Origin of the sequence: Streptacidiphilus sp. PB12-B1b (genome assembly GCF_014084125.1) — a bacterium.
In the GTDB taxonomy this organism is placed as follows: Bacteria; Actinomycetota; Actinomycetes; order Streptomycetales; family Streptomycetaceae; genus Streptacidiphilus.
In genome coordinates, this window is record NZ_CP048405.1 from 7,580,766 (window position 1) to 7,596,438 (window position 15,673).

Consider the following 15,673-nt stretch of genomic DNA (forward strand, 5'->3'; position numbering starts at 1 on the left):
TACCAGCGAGGGCTGACCCAGATCCCAGCCCACCGGTCAGAACAATGCCTCCGGCGGGGGCGCTCCGGCTCCGGGATGGCCAAGGCCCGGCCAGCGGCCACCGGTTAGTACTCCAGCTGTAGATCGTGATCTTCATGTCCGGGATGCGGCCTGTCGCCGGTAATGGCTGGTGCGAGACCGGGCTTGATGGCGGCGTCGCCAGTCGGACCAGCTGAGCCGGTGGGCCGCGTCGTGGACCGGCCGGACGACGAGCGCGATGAACAGGCGCTGGATCTCGTTGCAGGACAGCGGGACCAGGTCTGCCGGCCCAGGACGGCGGGTGTGTTCGTCGGCACGGACGACGGCGAGGAAGGCGTGGGCGAGCATGGCGAGGGTGACCCAGCGGGTCCAGGAGGAGTAGCGGCGGACTTGATGCTCATCGAGTCCGGCCAGTCCCTTCTCAGTCTGGAAGGTCTCCTCCACCCGCCATCTGGATCCGGCGACCCGCACCAGCTCCGTCAGCGGCACCGGCTGGGGTGAGAAGGACCGGTAGTAGGCGAGTTCACTGGTGACGCGGTTGCGCCGGATCAGCAGTTGGTGGCGGCCCGGGCAGGTGGCGTTCAGGTCGATGACCGCCCAGTCGTAGAAGCGGTTCCCCTTCGCACCGCGTCCGGCCGACAGCTTCTGCCAGGCCCGCTTCGGCAGCAGTTTGGCCAGGCGGTCTGCCCGGAACTTGCCTGCTTGGGTGGGGACTTCAGTCGAACAGGCCACCGCGAGGACGTAGCCGATGCCGTGTCCTTCCAGAGCCGTCCGCAATTTCGGGTTGCCGCCGTAGACCTCATCCCCGGTGACCCAGCTGACGCGGTGCCCGGCGTCAAGAAACCGTTCGATCATCGTGCGGGCCAGTTCAGGCTTGGTCGCGAAGACGGTGTTCTCGCCGAGCCCCGCTGCCTGGCAGCGTTCCGGGTCGCACGTCCAGGAGCGCGGGATGTACAGCTCCCGGTCCACCGCCGCGTGTCCCCGCTCGCCCGCGTAGACAAGGTAGACGGCGACCTGGGAGTTCTCGATCCTGCCGGCAGTGCCGGTGTACTGGCGCTGGACGGCGACGGTGTGGGTGCCCTTCTTCACGTCGCCGGTCTCGTCGACAACAAGCACCGCTGCCTCGTCGCGGAGGTGATCAACGACGTATTCGCGCACGTCATCACGGACGGCGTCAGCGTCCCACTTGGCGCGGTTCAGCAGATGCTGCATGCCGTCCGGGCTCGTCTCCCCGGCCCACTCGGCGATGGTCCAGCAGTTCTTCCGGGGCAGGTCCGAGAGCAGTCCGAGCACCAGCCGCCGTATCCGTCGGCGGGGTTCGACACGCGCGAACCGGCCCGCGATCCGGTCCATCAGGCCCTCGAAGGCCCTCTGCCAGTGGGCAGGGTCTACGCTGTGCCCCGCGGCCACTTCATGATCTTCTGTCTTCACACACTGATGATCAACGGTGGCCGCACCCATCGGCGAACCTGGAGCTGCCAATGGCCTCACCCGGCCCCGTCACCAGAGATCTGCTCGAAACCCTTGACGACGTACGGTCCAGAACCATCGCTCGCCTTGACGGCCTCACCGACGCCGAATACCTCTGGGAGCCCGTTGCCTCGTGCATGACGCTCCGTGCGGATACGAACGGTGTGTTCCGTGCCGACCCACAGCCCGCAGGCGATGCCCGACCGGCGCCGTTCACTACGATCGCCTGGCGCACTTGGCACATCGGTGCGGACTGCCTGCGCGGCTACGGCCGCTTCTTTGAAGACGAATCCCAGAGCGGTGACCGGCATCTGTGGCCGGGCACGGCGGCCGAAGGCGTGCGGATGCTGACCAATGACTGGTCCCGATTCCGAACCCGAGTTGAATCCCTCGGCGATGACCGCCTTCTCCAGCCCATGGGTCCCCGGGCTGGCGCATACGCCCAGGAGAGCTACCTACTGCTGGCCCTTCATGCCCTGGACGAAACCGCTCACCATGGTGGCGAACTCGGTGTCCTTCGCGACCTCTACCTCCACACCTTCGCCGCCAAGCAGTAGCAAGATCACGATCTACGGCTGGAGTATTAGATCGTGGCTAAGGGTGGGGGCTGCGGGGAGGGGTGTGGTTCCTGCGGAGAGCCGGGGGCCCGGCCCAGAGCTGACCCCGACAGCGATAGCCTTCCGCGCATGACCGCACCCAATACCATCAAGATCCGCTGCGTCGATGGCAAATGGGTGTGCGAACCCCAACCGCCTCTGCCTCCAGTGCAGGCATACTTGACAGGTGGCTGGAGACAGATCGCAGAGCTGCGCTTCCTGTTTGGCGCAGTCGATCACTTTGAGACTGAGGACTACGCGAGCTTTGTAGCCCAGCACGGCAAACCCCCTGCGGGACCGCCTCACCCTTGAGCCAGCCGAGCCACCAGACCCCACCAGCCCCCTTGGGTCGTCTCGGGGCCGTGCGAGGGTGACCAAGGGTGCACAACGACGACAACCGCCGACCGCTCTCCCACAGCTCAGGGGGAGGGGTCGGCGGTTTGGCCGCAGGTCATCGAACTGGTGCATCACTTCTTCGACATCTGCCGTGCCTATGACGCCGACGGAGTTCCCCGCAGCACATCGATAGACTGCCCGCAGGGGAGGCCAAGTGCTGGCTGCAAATGTGATCGACGTTAACCACTTGAGCCCGTCGGGCTACTGGGTCCTTTTGTCTGTCAGCACCGTGCTGACACTCGCCTTCGTGGCCTATGTCATCAACTTCCGAGGGGTCGCCTACCGGATCAACCTTCGCGGGGGCATGAGACCAGAACGCAAGTTCTATCGCACTGGCGTCGTGATAAACCGGGCTGGTCTCTGCCTGTTCGTGGCCTTGGGGGTTTTCCTCATGATCAAGGGTCTGCGCGGAGTGCTGGACGCCAACTGAACGGCATGCCCGCTGTATGCCCGTCCTGAAGGGCAACGGCGGGGAGTCGCGGGGAACAACGGCGAGAGCGACGCTCCGCCGCAGGTCAGCGGATCGCCTGGTCAGTCGCCATCCGGGAACGGACTCTTCCAGGACTCGTGGCCTGTCAGTGTCAGGCCCTACGGTTGAGAGCATTGCGACTCGCGGGTCTGCACTCGTGCGGCGGAGTTCAAGGGGGGTGGCAGTGGATGGCCTCCGGGAGCCACCTCGGGGCCGGAATGGTGGCATGACCCACCCCTCACTCCGCCCGCGCCCGCGCACCAGATGTGCACCAGATAGGGCGGTCAGCCACGGTGAATCAAGAGGATCAACGGACCGAGCACTGGGAACCGTCAGCCCACGTTCGTGCAGGTCAGGGCGCGATTAGGGCCGCTACCCGCTGTGATTCCCAAGCTCAGAGCCGGGGTTGGCTCTCGCAGCCGTGCAAGCAGCGTCAGATCACGGCGCGATGCGATCCGAAGTGCTGGCGTTCATCTCTGACGGCTCCCTCCCTGATTGGAGCGGTACCGAAGAGGAGATCAACCGACGCGGCCGGCAGCTGCGCGCCATCTCCGGACCCGTGACCGCGGAGGAGGCAAGTGCACTGGTCGAGTGCTTCGGACCGGATGACTGCTACGGACTGGCCTGGACCCTGCTGGAGTGCTGGTGGATGATCGCGGCGCGGGTCGAGGACTGGCTCATGCGCGCATGAGGTCCTTGAGGCTGTGAAGTTCCTCCCTGACAGCGATTGCTTACGCTGCGGGGGTGGAGCCGTGCCGCAGTCTGGCTCTGGATTCGAGCGGGCTGAGGTACCCGTACTCAGGGTGTTTGCGGAGCCTGGTGCGGAGGTGGCGGCGGCCGGCGCGAGCCGTTGGGAGAGTGGCGAGACGTTATTCTGGGTGGGTGAACCGCACTGATCGCCTGTTCGCCATGGTCGAGGAGTTGCGAGCGGTTTCGCCGAGGCCGCGCAGCGCCCCGTGGCTGGCGCGGCGGTTCCAGGTCAGTGTGCGTACCGTCGAGCGGGATCTCGACGCGCTGAGGCAGTCAGGGCTGCCGATCCGCAGCGACACCGGGCGGGTCGGCGGCTACAGCCTGGACCGCGACCGTACGCTCCCGCCGGTGACGCTCACGCCCGGCGAGGCGCTGGCCGTCGGTGTCGCCGTGCGGGCGGCGGGCGCCTTCCCGCTGGCGGCGGCTGCGCGCCGCGCCGCGCAGAAGGTGCTGGCGGTGCTGCCCGCTGACGTGCGCCGACGGGAGGCCGAACTCGCCGACCGGGTGCGGCGGGTCGGCGGGCACTCGCCCGCCGTCGGCGCCGCGTGGGGCGACGTCATCGGCGACGCCCTGGTCTCCGGGCGGGTCGTGCGCCTGGGCTACACCGATCGGGAGGGTGCCGTGACGGCGCGCGACGTCGAACCGCTGGGGCTGCTGTGGGGACCGTCCGGCTGGTATCTCGCGGGCTGGTGCCGGCTCCGGTCCGCTGTACGCGGCTTCCAGCTGGACCGGATCGCGTCGGCGGAACTGTCGGACGAACGGGTCGTCCCGCGCGGGCAGGAGTGGGCAGCCGAACTGCGGCGGCTGGCCGCCGAACCCGCCGGATCGTGACACGGGTCGAACCCCCGACCCGAACCTGCCACCGCACCGCGGCAGCCGGCCGCCCTCCTGTCGGAGCATGGCACGAGCCGAGCCGCCCGGCCCCGGGCCGGCCCCCGGAATGTGACCTGGAACACCGACAGGACGGTGTCGCCGCGGTTTGCGAGGCTGGTCTGCATGAACAACGAGAAGCGCATGACCCTCTGGTGCCGGATGTGGGACGAGGACCCGTCCCTGGCACATGATCTGATGACCGACACGTGCGTGCAGTGGTCCGACCGCCTCACCAGCCTGGACTCGGCGGTCGGCGCGCAGGAGCAGGAGCGGTGCGCCGCCCGGTACCGCGTGGAGCGCGCCAACGCCTTCACCCCGCGGGTGCTCGCCGACGGCGGTGACCGGTTCGCATACCTGTGGGACGTGCGGGCGCCCGACGGAACGGTGCGGAGCGGGATGGACGTCAACGTCCTGCGGGGCGACCTCGTCGACGAGAACTGGACGTTCGTGGCGGAGCGCCGCTGCGAACGGCCGGACTCCGCTGCGGAGGGGTTCGGCCCGGCCGACCCGACCCTGATCGAGGACCTGCTGCACCGCTGGCTGCGGTTGCGCAACGGCGAGGCCTCGTCGGCCGGGGACCTGGTGACCGGCGACTTCACGCTGTTCTCCGGGGCGGGCCCGGACGGTGACGCGGCCGGTCCGGACGGCCTGGCCGGCCTGGCCTCACGGTGGTCCGGCGGGGCTGTCGCGGTTCACCGGTCACCGGTCGTCGACCCCGCCCGCGGGCGCGTCGCGTTCCTGTGGACGTCCACAGGCCCGGACGGCGACGTCGTGGGCGGAGCCGACCTGCTGACGGTGCGCGACGGCCGACTCGCGCAGGGGTGGTCGATGACCGGGATCCGTCCGTTCCGGTACTGAGCGGTCGTTGACAGGATCGACCGGGCATTGCCGGTGAAGCGACGCCGGTGGATGGCGGCGGTGAAGGTGGGTCAGGCCGGTCATCGACTGTGCCTCGGGCACTCGCATGTGCGAGAGCCGGTTCCGCACGAATGAGGAATGCGCTCGTTCACCAGGAGCTGCGTCAGGCTCCGCAGCTGAGCCGTCGGCCCCTCGGGAGGTCGGGGCACCAACGCGGTGCTGCCGCTGCCGCGCCGTTCGCAGCACCTGCGGATCGTGAACCGGTCAAGCCCCGTCGGGGCCCTGGCATTGCACACCACGCCCGGCGAAGACCTACCTCAACGCCGTCACCGTCCACCCGGTCGGACGACGGCCCGACCGGTCGGCTGTTCGACGACGAAACGGGGTCGTCCCCTGGTGAGCCGGCCCGCCGACAGGGCCCCGTCCTGCTCGGCCCGCAGCCGGTCCTGGACGGGGTCCGGCCGGGGGCGGGCGCGGGTCAGGCCGGCCCTTCGAGGGAGAGCAGCAGGGTGCGCAGTTCGTTGTTGATGCGGTGCTGGGCAGCCGGGGAGAGCGGGGAGAGCAGGGTGTACTCCGTGTTGGTCTTGGTTGCGAACACCTCCTGGGCACGCCGGGCTCCGGCGGCGGTGAGGGTGACGAGGACCGAGCGGCGGTCATTCGGGTCGAGGTCCCGGGTCACCCAGCCGTTCTGTTCGAGTTTGGCGACCCGGTTGGTGATCGCGCCGGAGGTCAGCTGAAGCTGTGCCATGAGCTGCCCTGCGGAGAGCCGGTGGTGGGGCTCGGTCCGCATCAGGCAGCCCAGCAGTTCCAACTCCCACAGGTCGATGCCCTGGGGGGTCAGTTCCCGCTTGATGTCGGTCTCCAGCCGGTGCGCGAGCCTACGCAGTCGGTAGGCCAGCGCCTTGGCCTCGGTCACGGCCGGGTCGTGGGTGCGGGCGACGACCTCGATGAGCTGGTCGACGTAGTCCTGTTCCACTCGGCGGTCGCCGCCTTCCGCTGTCATTCGGTGTGTGCTCCTCGTACGGGGAGGGGTGGGGTTCTCTGTGTTCCCGCATCGCCGGTTCCGGAGCCGCGGACCGGTCGAGTCTGCCGGAGCACAGGGCGAGGACGCGCCCGATCAGTGTCAGCAGCGCACCGGCCGGGCTCACGGCGCCGTAGCCTGGGCCCGAGCCGATGGTCGCGCCGCCGAGTGCCGCGCCGTCGGCGTACCCCTTTCGCGGCCTTCGGCAGCACGCCCATGACGGAGAACTCGGTCGCCCCGATCCCGAACGCGCCGACCGCCAGGGCGGGCAGGCCGCGCGGCATCATGCCTCGCCCGGCGGGGTCGGGCCGGGCGGGCGGCGGACCGTCGGCAGTGTCCAGGCGGTGACCGCTTCGGCGAGTTCGGCGACGGCGGCTTCGGCGGCGGCAGCAGGTCCGGCGGCGGGTCCGGCAGCGGCTTCGGTGCCCGCGGGTCCGGGCGTGGCGACGGCGTGCGCGACGTGCCCGTCCGGGCGGATCAGTGCCGCGTGGACGCCGGCCCACGGGCCGGTGTGCCGCTGCGCGGTGCGAACCTCGACCCGTGCGGAACCCAGCTTCGCGTACGCTCCGTCCGGGCTGAAGTCCAGCAGCAGGAAACGGTCGGGGCGCAGGGAGCGCAGCAGTCCGTCGCCGCCGAGGACACCGTCCGGTGCCTTCACCCCCGTCAGCGGATGAGTCCCTTCGGGCCGTGGGTAGGTGACCTCAAGGCCGGAGAGCCAGCCGGACAGTTCCTGGGCGACCTCGCCGCCCCGGGCGATGAGTCCGCGGAAGAGTTCGCGCAGTGCCTGTCCCGAGGGGCTGAAGGTGTGCATCAACGCGTCCTGGGCCAGGGTGTCGACCAGCAGGCGCTGGGCGACGGCGCGCCGTTCGGCTTCGTACCCCGCCGAGCCGTCGACCAGCTGGTCCGGGGCCCAGCCGTGTATTTCGGCGGCGAGTTTCCAGGCCAGGTTGACGGCGTCCTGGAGGCCGACGTTCAGGCCCTGGCCGCCGGCGGGCAGGTGGACGTGGGCGGCGTCGCCGACGAGCAGCAGCCTGCCGTCGCGGTAGCGCCGCGCGTACCTGCTGCTGTTGCCCGATCGGGAGAGCCATGACGGGTCGTGGACACCGAAGTCCGTGCCGCAGATGCGGTGCAGCGCGGTCCGCAGCTCCTCGATCGTCAGCGGTTCGGCCTGTCGGCGCCGCGCCTGGTCGCCGGTCAGCCCGGTGTCGGCCGCCTCGACGCCGAAGACGCGGTACTCGCCGCCGGGCAGCGGCACGACGGCGGCCAGGCCGGCCTCCTGGTGCCAGAAGTACCGTGCCTGCTGCGCCGGTTCGGCCACCGCCACGTCAGCGACGAAGCCGACCATGGTGGGCGTGCTGCCGGGGAAGTCGATGCCTGCGGCGTGCCGGACCGTGCTGTGCGCGCCGTCGGCCCCGATGACATAGGCCGCCTGCCGCGTCCTGCCGCCGACCGTGATCCTTGCCGCGTCCGGGGATTGGACGATCGAGGTCACCTCGGCGTCGTAGTGCACCGGGACGCCGCAGGCCCTTAGGTAGTCGGCGAGCGCGTGCTCGGTCCGCCACTGGGGGATCATCAGGACGAACGGGAACGGCGTGTCCAGGCCGCTGTAGTCCAGCATGCTCGCCAACGCGGCGAAGTGCGCGTGCGGGACCTTCCTGCCCTGCTCCACCAGGACGTCGCCGACCCGCCGACCCGCGCCTAAGTCCAGCATGGTGAGCACCTCCAGGGTGCGCGGGTGCATGGTGGTGGCCTTGGACACCGTGCTGGGCCCGGCGTTGCGCTCGTACACCTCCACCCGGACGCCTGCCGCGTCCAGCAGCGCCGCGCTCATCAGCCCCACCGGACCCCCGCCGACGACGATGACGTCGAGTTCGTCGCATGCCATGGCTGTCTCCTTCCGCGAACCAGAAAGTCTCTTAACATGAAGATAATGAGCGTTGAGAGATTTGCCAAGGGGGCGGAGGAACACATGCTGGACACGGTCGAACGCGGGCTGCTGCAGGCGCTCCAGATCGACGGGCGGGTCGCGTTCTCGCTGGTCGGTGCAGTATTGGGGGTTTCGGACCAGACGGTGGCGCGCCGGTACGCGCGGCTGCGCAACGAGGCGGGCGTTCGGGTGATCGGCGCGGTGTGGCCGGAGGCGGTGGGAGGGCAGCTGTGGCTGGTGCGGGTGCGGTGCGTACCGGAGGCGGTGGCGGGACTCGCGCGAGGGCTGGCGAAGCAGGCCGAGACGTCGTGGGTGCAGATCGCCTCGGGCGGCGCGGAGATCCTGTGCATGGTGCACACGGTGACGGACACGTCGAGCGTGCTGTCCCGCCTGCCCCGTCTGCCCCAGGTCACCGAGGTGACGGCGCATCGCGTGCTGCACGCCTTCTTCGGGGGGAGCGAGAGCACGCTGACGAAGAACGGACCGCTCACGGCGGAGCAGTGCGCGCGACTGCGGCCACCGGCGGTGGAACCCGTGACCGAGCCGGTGGAACTGTCGGGGCAGGACGAGGCGCTGCTGGAGGCGCTCGCGCGGGACGGACGGGCCGGGTTCCGGTCACTGGCCACGGCGACGGGCTGGTCGCAGACGACGGTGCGGCGGCGGCTGGCGGAGCTGCGCTCGGGCGGGGTGGTGTATTTCGACGTCGACGCCGACCCGGCACTGTTGGGCTCGCGGACGTCGGCGGCGCTGTGGCTGCGGGTCGCGCCGGGTGAGCTGGCAGCTGCGGGCGAGACGCTGGCGGGGCATCCGCAGGTGAACTTCGCGGCGGCCACCACCGGCATTTCCAACCTGTACGCGAGCGTGCGGTGCCCCACGGGCACGGCCCTGTACGCGTACCTGACGGGCCCGGTGGCGGCGTTGCCCGGACTGCTGTCGGTGGAGACCGCGCCGAGCACACGGGTGCTCAAGGGGGCGGCTGCGATCGTCGGATAGCGCCGCGCACGAGGCCTTGGTGTCGGATCGCGCCCGCTCGGACGGTGTTCCCCCTTCGGGCCCCGGCGCGAGGGGATGGTGAAGGGGCACGCACACCCGCCGCCCCGCGAAGGAAGTCCCGATGCCCCACGCGTTCGACCCGGTCACCATCGGCCCGCTCGCCCTCCCCAACCGCGTCGCCATGGCCCCGCTGACCCGCCGCCGCGCCTACGGCGACGGTCTGTCGGCGACCCCGCTCATGGCCGAGTACTACCGGCAACGCGCGACCGCCGGACTGATCGTCGCAGAAGCCGCCCAACCCAGCCGGGTCGGCCAGGGCTACACCGACACCCCCGGTCTGCACGAAGCCGCGCAGGCCGCATCCTGGCGCCAGGTGACCGGCGCGGTGCACGATGCGGGCGGCCGGATCTACGCACAGCTCATGCACGCCGGCCGCAACAGCCACCCCGAACTCCTCGGCAGCGGGCTGCACCCGCTCGCGCCGTCCGCGTGCGCCGCCGAGGGCGTCGTGCGCGTACACGGCGGCGAACCGGCCGTGCGCAAGCCGTACCCGGTGCCGAACGCGCTGACCACGCAGGGCATCGCGGACACCATCGCCGACTTCGCCGACGCGGCCGCGTACGCGATCGACGCCGGGTTCGACGGCGTCGAACTGCACGGAGCCTACGGCTACCTCATCCAGCAGTTCCTCTCCGGCAACGCCAACCGCCGCACCGACCGCTACGGCGGCAGCATCGCCGGGCGCGTCCGGTTCCCGCTCGACCTCGTCGACGCCGTCGCCGCGCGCATCGGCCCCGAACGGCTCGCGCTGCGGATCTCCCCCGGCTGCACCGCCTTCGGCCTCGACGAGCCCGACCCGCACGCGCTCTATCCGGCCCTGGTCGACGGTCTGCCGAGCGACTTGGCGTACCTGCACGTGTTCGAGTTCCCGGGCCACCGCGACCTCACCAGGAAGCTACGGGAGCGCTGGGCAGGGGTGTTCATGCTCAATCCGCACGAGACCCACCACGACTGGCCCGCCGGACCCCGCCAACTGCGCCTGATCGACGACGGGTTGGCGGACATCCTCTCGTTCGGGACACTGTTCGTCTCCAACCCCGACCTGGTGCACCGCCTCCAGGTCGGCGCACCGCTCACCGAGGCCGACAGCACCACGTTCTACCGCGGCGACCACCGTGGCTACACGGACTACCCCTTCCTGGCGGAAGCCCTCCCGTAGTCGATCCCCTTGCGGGCGATGCGGACGCCAAGGGCCTGTCCAGTCAACGGTGTAACTCGTTGGTGTGAGTTAGCGGCGGCCGATGGAGAGTCGGCCGTCGAAGGCGATGTCGAAGGCCTGCAGTGCGGGCTTCCATCGCATGGTCCAGCGTTTGCGGCCCTGCCCGGTGGGGTCCAGGCTCATGACGGCCATGTAGACGCACTTCAGCGCGGCGGCCTCGTTGGGGAAGTGCCCGCGGGCGCGGACGGCCTTGCGGATGCGCGCGTTGACGCTTTCGATCGCGTTGGTCGTGCAGACGATCCGACGGATCTCGACGTCGAACTGGAGGAACGGAACGAACTCGGCCCAGGCGTTCTCCCAAAGCCGCACGATCGCCGGGTACTTGTCGTCCCATTCCTCCTGGAACTCCAGGAACCGGTCCTCGGCGGCCTGCGCGGTCGGCGCGGTGTAGACGGGCTTGAGCGAGCGGGAGATCTTGTCCCAGTCCTGGCGTCCCGCGTAGCGGAACGAGGCCCGCAGAAGGTGAACGACGCAGGTCTGCGTCACTGCCTGGGGCCAGACGGTGCCGATCGCGTCGGGCAGGCCCTTGAGTCCGTCGCAGACGACCATGCAGACGTCCTGGACGCCGCGGTTCTTGATCTCGGTCAGCACCTGGAGCCAGTACTTGGCACCTTCGCCGCCGTCGCCGGCCCACAGGCCGAGGATGTCGCGGGTGCCCTCGACGGTCACGGCCAGAGCCACGTAGATCGGCCGGTTGGCCACCTGGCCGTCGCGGACTTTCACGTGAATGCAGTCAATGAAGATCACCGGGTAGACCGGGTCCAAGGGCCGGTTCTGCCACTCGGCCATGCCGTCCATGACCTTGTCGGTGATGGTCGAGATGGTCTGCTTGGACACACTCGCGCCGTAGACCTCGGCCAGGTGGGCGGATATGTCACCGTGCGTCAGACCCCGCGCGGACAGCGACAGTACCATCTCATCGATGCCGGTCAGCCGGCGCTGGCGCTTCTTGACGATCTGCGGCTCGAAGCTGCCATCACGGTCCCGCGGAACGGTGATCTCCACCGGACCGACATCTGTCAGCACGGTCTTCGAGCGGACACCGTTGCGGCTGTTGCCGCTGCCCGAACCGGCCGGATCGTGCTTCTCGTAGCCGAGGTGATCGGTGATCTCGCCCTCCAGCGCGGACTCCAGCACCCGCTTGGTCAGCTGCTGCAGCAGCCCTCCCTCACCGGTCAGCTGGAGCCCGCCCGCGCGGGCCCGGTCCACCAGCTGGCTGATCAACTGCTCGTCCAGCACGTCCGCCGGCGACTCGACCGAACGGACCTCTTCAACCGCCTCAACCTTGGCAGTCACGTCGCTCATCAGTGCTACTTCCATGATCGGGAGTTACACCGAAGACCGTACAGACCCGACGCCAATGTGCTTGCCCCGTAGCCATCTCCGCAGGTGGGGGATGTCGTATGCCCAGTTCCTAGGCTGCGACGGGGGCGCGCCGGGGTGAGCGGCTGCGGGTGCCGGGGGTGCCCTGGGCGGTACGGGTGGTGGCGGATGTGGGGCGGTTGCGCGGGTTGCTGCGGCCGGAGCGGGCGTCGCGGCGGGGGCGTTCGATCACCGGGTTGCTGATCACGACGGGGATGCCGGTGGGTGCGCAGGCTCCGGTGATGCGGGCGAGTTCGGGGTCGCTGGAGTGGATCTGGGTGGTGTGGGGGGTGATGCCGGCGGTGTGCATCATGCGGGTCATCTCGCGGCGCTGGTTGGGCAGGACCAGGGTGACCACGGTGCCCGACTCGCCGGCGCGGGCGGTGCGTCCGCCGCGGTGCAGGTAGTCCTTGTGGTCGGTGGGCGGGTCGATGTTGACGACCAGGTCCAGGCCGTCGACGTGGATGCCGCGGGCGGCGACGTTGGTGGCGATCAGCGCGGTGACCTGGCCGTTGCGGAACTGGTCCAGGGTGCGGGTGCGCTGGGGCTGGGACTTGCCGCCGTGCAGCGCCGCCGCCTTGACCCCGTTGGCCAGCAGCTCCAGCACCAGGCGGTCGGCGCCGTGGCGGGTGTCGGTGAACATGATCACCCCGCCGGTGCGGGAGGCGATGTGCGCGACGGCCGCGTTCTTGTCGCTGTTCTGCACGTGGAGCAGGTGGTGCTCCATGGTGCTGACGGTCGCCGAGGAGGGGTCGACCGAGTGGGTGACCGGGTCGTTCAGGAAGCGGCGGACCAGGCGGTCGACGTTGCGGTCCAGCGTGGCGGAGAAGAGCATGGTCTGCCCGCCGGGGGCGACCTGGTCCAGGAGTTCGGTGACCTGGGGCAGGAAGCCCATGTCGGCCATCTGGTCGGCCTCGTCCAGGACGGTGACGGCGACCTGGTCCAGGCGGCAGTCGCCGCGCTCGATCAGGTCCTTCAGCCGGCCCGGGGTGGCGACCACGAGCTCGGCGCCGCGGTGCAGGGCCTGGGCCTGGCGGCTGATCGACATGCCGCCGACCACCGTCGCCAGCCGCAGCCGGACCGCGTGGGCGTAGGGGGTCAGGGCGTCGGTGACCTGCTGGGCCAGTTCGCGGGTGGGGACCAGCACCAGGGCCAGGGGCTGGCGCGGTTCGGCCCTGCGGCCGGCGGTGCGGGCCAGCACGGCCAGGCCGAAGGCGATGGTCTTGCCCGAACCGGTCCGGCCGCGCCCCAGCACGTCGCGCCCGGCCAGCGAGTTGGGCAGCGTTGCCGCCTGGATCGGGAACGGCGCGGTGACGCCCTGCCGCGCCAGCGTGTCCAGCAGGGCGCGGGGCATGTCCAGGTCGCTGAACGCCTCAACGGCCGCCAGGGCGGGGGTGGTGCTGGCCGGAAGCGCGAACTCGCCCTGTGCGGAGGAGTTCTGACGTCCCCTCGGGGCTGCGGGGCGCCGGCCGGTGCTGGGGCGGCGTCCGTAGGAGGACTCTCCGGTGCCTTCGGTGCGCGTGTTCGCGCGGGCATGGGGGCTGGAACTGCGGTCGGAAGAGCGGTTGGAGCGGATCACGGGAGGACCTTCCTCAAGGGGGCGCGTGTCGAGGAAGGCTCCAGGCCGCGCCGGAGCGGGCGCGGGGAGATCACACGAACGGGCCGGAAGAATGAATGCGGGGCGTGGACGGTGGAACCGTGCGGCACGTCACCTACGGTCGGCGCACGCCCGAAAGGCGGGGCGGCAGAAACCTCGAACCGTACTCGCAAGAAGAAAAACCAGAGAGTCACGGCAGGGGCGGCACCCGAACGCGGCGCTGAGCGTCTCGCGAGGGTGGGTCGCCGGTGGCGGAGCCAGAGGGCCCGGACAACGGGCCGGAAAGAAGTTCAGGAGGGTGGTGCCACCTGCCCGCGCCGACGCGTGTGCGGTGCGGGCAGGTGCTTCGCAGCGATACGTGCTGCGGTCAGGCGTTAGAGCGGACGAATGTTCTCGGCCTGCGGGCCCTTCTGGCCCTGCGTGACGTCGAACTCGACCTTCTGGCCCTCAAGCAGCTCACGGAAGCCCTGGGCGTTGATGTTCGAGTAGTGGGCGAACACGTCAGCGCCGCCACCGTCCTGCTCGATGAAGCCAAAGCCCTTTTCCGCGTTGAACCACTTCACAGTGCCAGTAGCCATATAAATTTCTCCTTGATGGGGCCTGTACCGAAACCCGCATGCCGCGCGTCTCGCGCCGCCGTGATGATGACCAGCCCGGAGCATGTCCGGGAAAACAAAAATGCGCCTGTCGCTAAAAGCCAGCAGGCGCACACATAAGTTCATGGGAACCACAACTGCAACAAGAACGACTGTAGCAGGCATAGGGGCGCTACGGGCGATGCTCGGCAGAAAAGTGCAGGGCAAAGCTGCAGACGCCGGCCGACACCACGCAGGCCAACCCGGCAGTCGTCTCGGCCCTGCCAGTGCGGCGGCGGCGCCCCGGCCGAGCTCGGACAACCGCTACAGGCCGGTCATCTTGGCGTAGGGGCTGGCGACGCGCTTCAGGATCGCACCGAAGTCCACCACGACCGCGACACCCTCCTCGACCGCGGTGACCCGGCCCAGGCCGTAGACGTCGTGGGTGACTCGGCTGCCCACCGCGAAGAGCTCGCCCGGAGGCGCAGCTACGTGCTTGAAGGGACTGGACGGCAGGTGGCGCTTGGCCATACGCATATTTGTCATTACCGACAGTATGCCCGCAGCTGCCACCCCGGAGCTACCGCCCGAGCCGCACCACCGATCTCGTCGGGCGGTCCTCGTTCTCCGCCTCGCCGCTTCGACCTGAGTCCAGCCCGCCGCGTCCACCAGGTCCGTCAGCTCGGCTTCGATGGTCCCGAACGGGAGACGGACGTAGCCACCAAAAGTCGGAACCGCCATGCAACCCTCGTGGCTGCCGTGCCGGTCACAGGGATGTACGCAACCGGCCGACGAGAGGATGACAATGGCGCCACGCAGGCGCGACGCCTTTCGGCCCGGACCAGGCGGACTGGACCACTTCGGTCATCGCCCCGTGAACAGGGCCCACTGGCACGTAACCGGCCCTTGAACGCCGGGAGGCGCGGGCGGGTGCGGAAGGTCCGGGACGGTTGGTGGTGCGGTCAGTTGGTGACGCTGATGTAGAGCCAGTTGCCCCAGGTCGCAGCGTTGATACCGTCACCGCCGTACTGGGGCTCGATGCGGAAGTGCGATCCCAGCGGGAAGCTGCCGAAGTCCAGCCGGATCCCGACCACCCCGTTGTTGTTGAGGGAGAAGCACCCCAGCGGAGCAAGGTTGTGCCAGGCACCCGCGTTGTACCACTGGCCGTACACGGTGATGCACTGGTTGCCCTTGTCCGGACCGACCGCGATGCCCATCACAGGCGGCTTCGACTTGTGGAACAGCTGGAACTTGTAGCCCGCGTACGTCTTGCTGCCATAGGAGTTGACCAGGACGTCTGCGATGGCGGCGTAGCCGTTGACCCATCGGTCGGCCCAGGCGGTGCCGTAGAAGTAGTCACCGGTGAACCAGGCGGAGAAGCGGGTGTTCCGGGTCACCTTGTACCAGGCGGAGAAGTTGCCGTTACGGTCCACCGTCCCGCTTGCGACGAGCGTCTGCGGCAGGCCCGCCGGCAAGGCGTAGATGCCGA

The 15,673-nt window shown here is 69.6% G+C and carries 15 protein-coding genes; 7 read left to right on the forward strand and 8 right to left on the reverse strand.

The genetic code is table 11. The features are described from left to right. Window positions 1-132 precede the first annotated feature (132 nt). Complete coding sequence (locus GXW83_RS33225; protein ID WP_182447720.1) at window positions 133-1,371, reverse strand: IS701 family transposase; 1,239 nt, start codon at window positions 1,369-1,371, stop codon at window positions 133-135. 128 nt (window positions 1,372-1,499) lie between these two features. On the opposite strand from GXW83_RS33225, the gene GXW83_RS33230 reads away from it, so the two are divergent. The 5 genes from GXW83_RS33230 to GXW83_RS33250 all read left to right on the forward strand — a co-directional run bounded on the left by GXW83_RS33230 (window position 1,500) and on the right by GXW83_RS33250 (window position 5,430). Next, window positions 1,500-2,045: a DinB family protein gene (locus GXW83_RS33230; protein ID WP_182446771.1), complete on the forward strand. Its 546-nt coding sequence runs from the start codon at window positions 1,500-1,502 to the stop codon at window positions 2,043-2,045. Between the two features lie 589 nt (window positions 2,046-2,634). Continuing rightward, the gene (locus GXW83_RS33235; RefSeq protein WP_182446773.1) at window positions 2,635-2,910 is read left to right on the forward strand and encodes a hypothetical protein; all 276 of its coding nucleotides are present in this window, start codon (window positions 2,635-2,637) and stop codon (window positions 2,908-2,910) included. 487 nt (window positions 2,911-3,397) lie between these two features. After that, window positions 3,398-3,640, forward strand: a complete 243-nt coding sequence (locus GXW83_RS33240) for a hypothetical protein (protein WP_225447386.1) — start codon at window positions 3,398-3,400, stop codon at window positions 3,638-3,640. 191 nt (window positions 3,641-3,831) lie between these two features. After that, window positions 3,832-4,530 (forward strand): YafY family protein, encoded by a 699-nt coding sequence (locus GXW83_RS33245; protein WP_182446775.1) that lies wholly within the window; start codon window positions 3,832-3,834, stop codon window positions 4,528-4,530. A 165-nt stretch (window positions 4,531-4,695) separates the two neighbouring features. Continuing rightward, window positions 4,696-5,430, forward strand: coding sequence for a hypothetical protein (locus GXW83_RS33250; RefSeq protein WP_182446777.1), 735 nt, complete (start codon window positions 4,696-4,698; stop codon window positions 5,428-5,430). 478 nt (window positions 5,431-5,908) lie between these two features. Here the strand turns inward: GXW83_RS33250 and GXW83_RS33255 are convergent, their stop codons facing one another. Both GXW83_RS33255 and GXW83_RS33260 read right to left on the reverse strand, forming a co-directional pair. After that, entirely contained in the window at window positions 5,909-6,433 is a 525-nt protein-coding gene (locus tag GXW83_RS33255) for a MarR family winged helix-turn-helix transcriptional regulator (RefSeq protein WP_182446779.1), read from the reverse strand. A gap of 301 nt (window positions 6,434-6,734) precedes the next feature. Continuing rightward, on the reverse strand, window positions 6,735-8,336 hold the full coding sequence (locus GXW83_RS33260) for an FAD-dependent monooxygenase (RefSeq protein WP_182446781.1): 1,602 nt from the start codon (window positions 8,334-8,336) through the stop codon (window positions 6,735-6,737). 45 nt (window positions 8,337-8,381) lie between these two features. Between GXW83_RS33260 and GXW83_RS33265 the strand changes: the two genes are divergently transcribed. Together GXW83_RS33265 and GXW83_RS33270 are read left to right on the forward strand one after the other, a co-directional pair. Next, on the forward strand, window positions 8,382-9,371 hold the full coding sequence (locus GXW83_RS33265) for an Lrp/AsnC family transcriptional regulator (protein ID WP_225447387.1): 990 nt from the start codon (window positions 8,382-8,384) through the stop codon (window positions 9,369-9,371). 121 nt (window positions 9,372-9,492) lie between these two features. Then, window positions 9,493-10,590, forward strand: a complete 1,098-nt coding sequence (locus GXW83_RS33270; protein ID WP_182446783.1) for an alkene reductase — start codon at window positions 9,493-9,495, stop codon at window positions 10,588-10,590. Window positions 10,591-10,659: 69 nt separating this feature from the next. Here GXW83_RS33270 and GXW83_RS33275 read toward each other — a convergent pair whose 3' ends face one another. From GXW83_RS33275 to GXW83_RS33295, 5 genes are all read right to left on the reverse strand, one after another. Next, the gene (locus GXW83_RS33275) at window positions 10,660-11,946 is read right to left on the reverse strand and encodes an IS256 family transposase (RefSeq protein ID WP_370466893.1); all 1,287 of its coding nucleotides are present in this window, start codon (window positions 11,944-11,946) and stop codon (window positions 10,660-10,662) included. A gap of 118 nt (window positions 11,947-12,064) precedes the next feature. After that, window positions 12,065-13,588, reverse strand: coding sequence for a DEAD/DEAH box helicase (locus tag GXW83_RS33280; RefSeq protein WP_182447723.1), 1,524 nt, complete (start codon window positions 13,586-13,588; stop codon window positions 12,065-12,067). Between the two features lie 395 nt (window positions 13,589-13,983). Further along, window positions 13,984-14,187 (reverse strand): cold-shock protein, encoded by a 204-nt coding sequence (locus GXW83_RS33285; RefSeq protein WP_034090357.1) that lies wholly within the window; start codon window positions 14,185-14,187, stop codon window positions 13,984-13,986. 321 nt (window positions 14,188-14,508) lie between these two features. Further along, a complete protein-coding gene (locus tag GXW83_RS33290; protein ID WP_182446785.1) occupies window positions 14,509-14,730 on the reverse strand; it encodes a hypothetical protein in 222 nt (73 codons plus the stop codon). A gap of 416 nt (window positions 14,731-15,146) precedes the next feature. Then, window positions 15,147-15,617, reverse strand: a complete 471-nt coding sequence (locus GXW83_RS33295; RefSeq protein WP_182446787.1) for a hypothetical protein — start codon at window positions 15,615-15,617, stop codon at window positions 15,147-15,149. Between the last annotated feature and the right edge of the window lie 56 nt (window positions 15,618-15,673).

Coding starts and splice junctions, on each gene's coding strand:
- GXW83_RS33225 (WP_182447720.1), bottom strand. CDS start 1,371: ATGGACCGGATCGCGGGCCGGTTCGCGCGTGTCGAACCCCGCCGACGG.
- GXW83_RS33230 (WP_182446771.1), top strand. CDS start 1,500: ATGGCCTCACCCGGCCCCGTCACCAGAGATCTGCTCGAAACCCTTGAC.
- GXW83_RS33240 (WP_225447386.1), top strand. CDS start 3,398: ATGCGATCCGAAGTGCTGGCGTTCATCTCTGACGGCTCCCTCCCTGAT.
- GXW83_RS33250 (WP_182446777.1), top strand. CDS start 4,696: ATGAACAACGAGAAGCGCATGACCCTCTGGTGCCGGATGTGGGACGAG.
- GXW83_RS33255 (WP_182446779.1), bottom strand. CDS start 6,433: ATGACAGCGGAAGGCGGCGACCGCCGAGTGGAACAGGACTACGTCGAC.
- GXW83_RS33260 (WP_182446781.1), bottom strand. CDS start 8,336: ATGGCATGCGACGAACTCGACGTCATCGTCGTCGGCGGGGGTCCGGTG.
- GXW83_RS33265 (WP_225447387.1), top strand. CDS start 8,382: ATGAGCGTTGAGAGATTTGCCAAGGGGGCGGAGGAACACATGCTGGAC.
- GXW83_RS33270 (WP_182446783.1), top strand. CDS start 9,493: ATGCCCCACGCGTTCGACCCGGTCACCATCGGCCCGCTCGCCCTCCCC.
- GXW83_RS33285 (WP_034090357.1), bottom strand. CDS start 14,187: ATGGCTACTGGCACTGTGAAGTGGTTCAACGCGGAAAAGGGCTTTGGC.
- GXW83_RS33290 (WP_182446785.1), bottom strand. CDS start 14,730: ATGACAAATATGCGTATGGCCAAGCGCCACCTGCCGTCCAGTCCCTTC.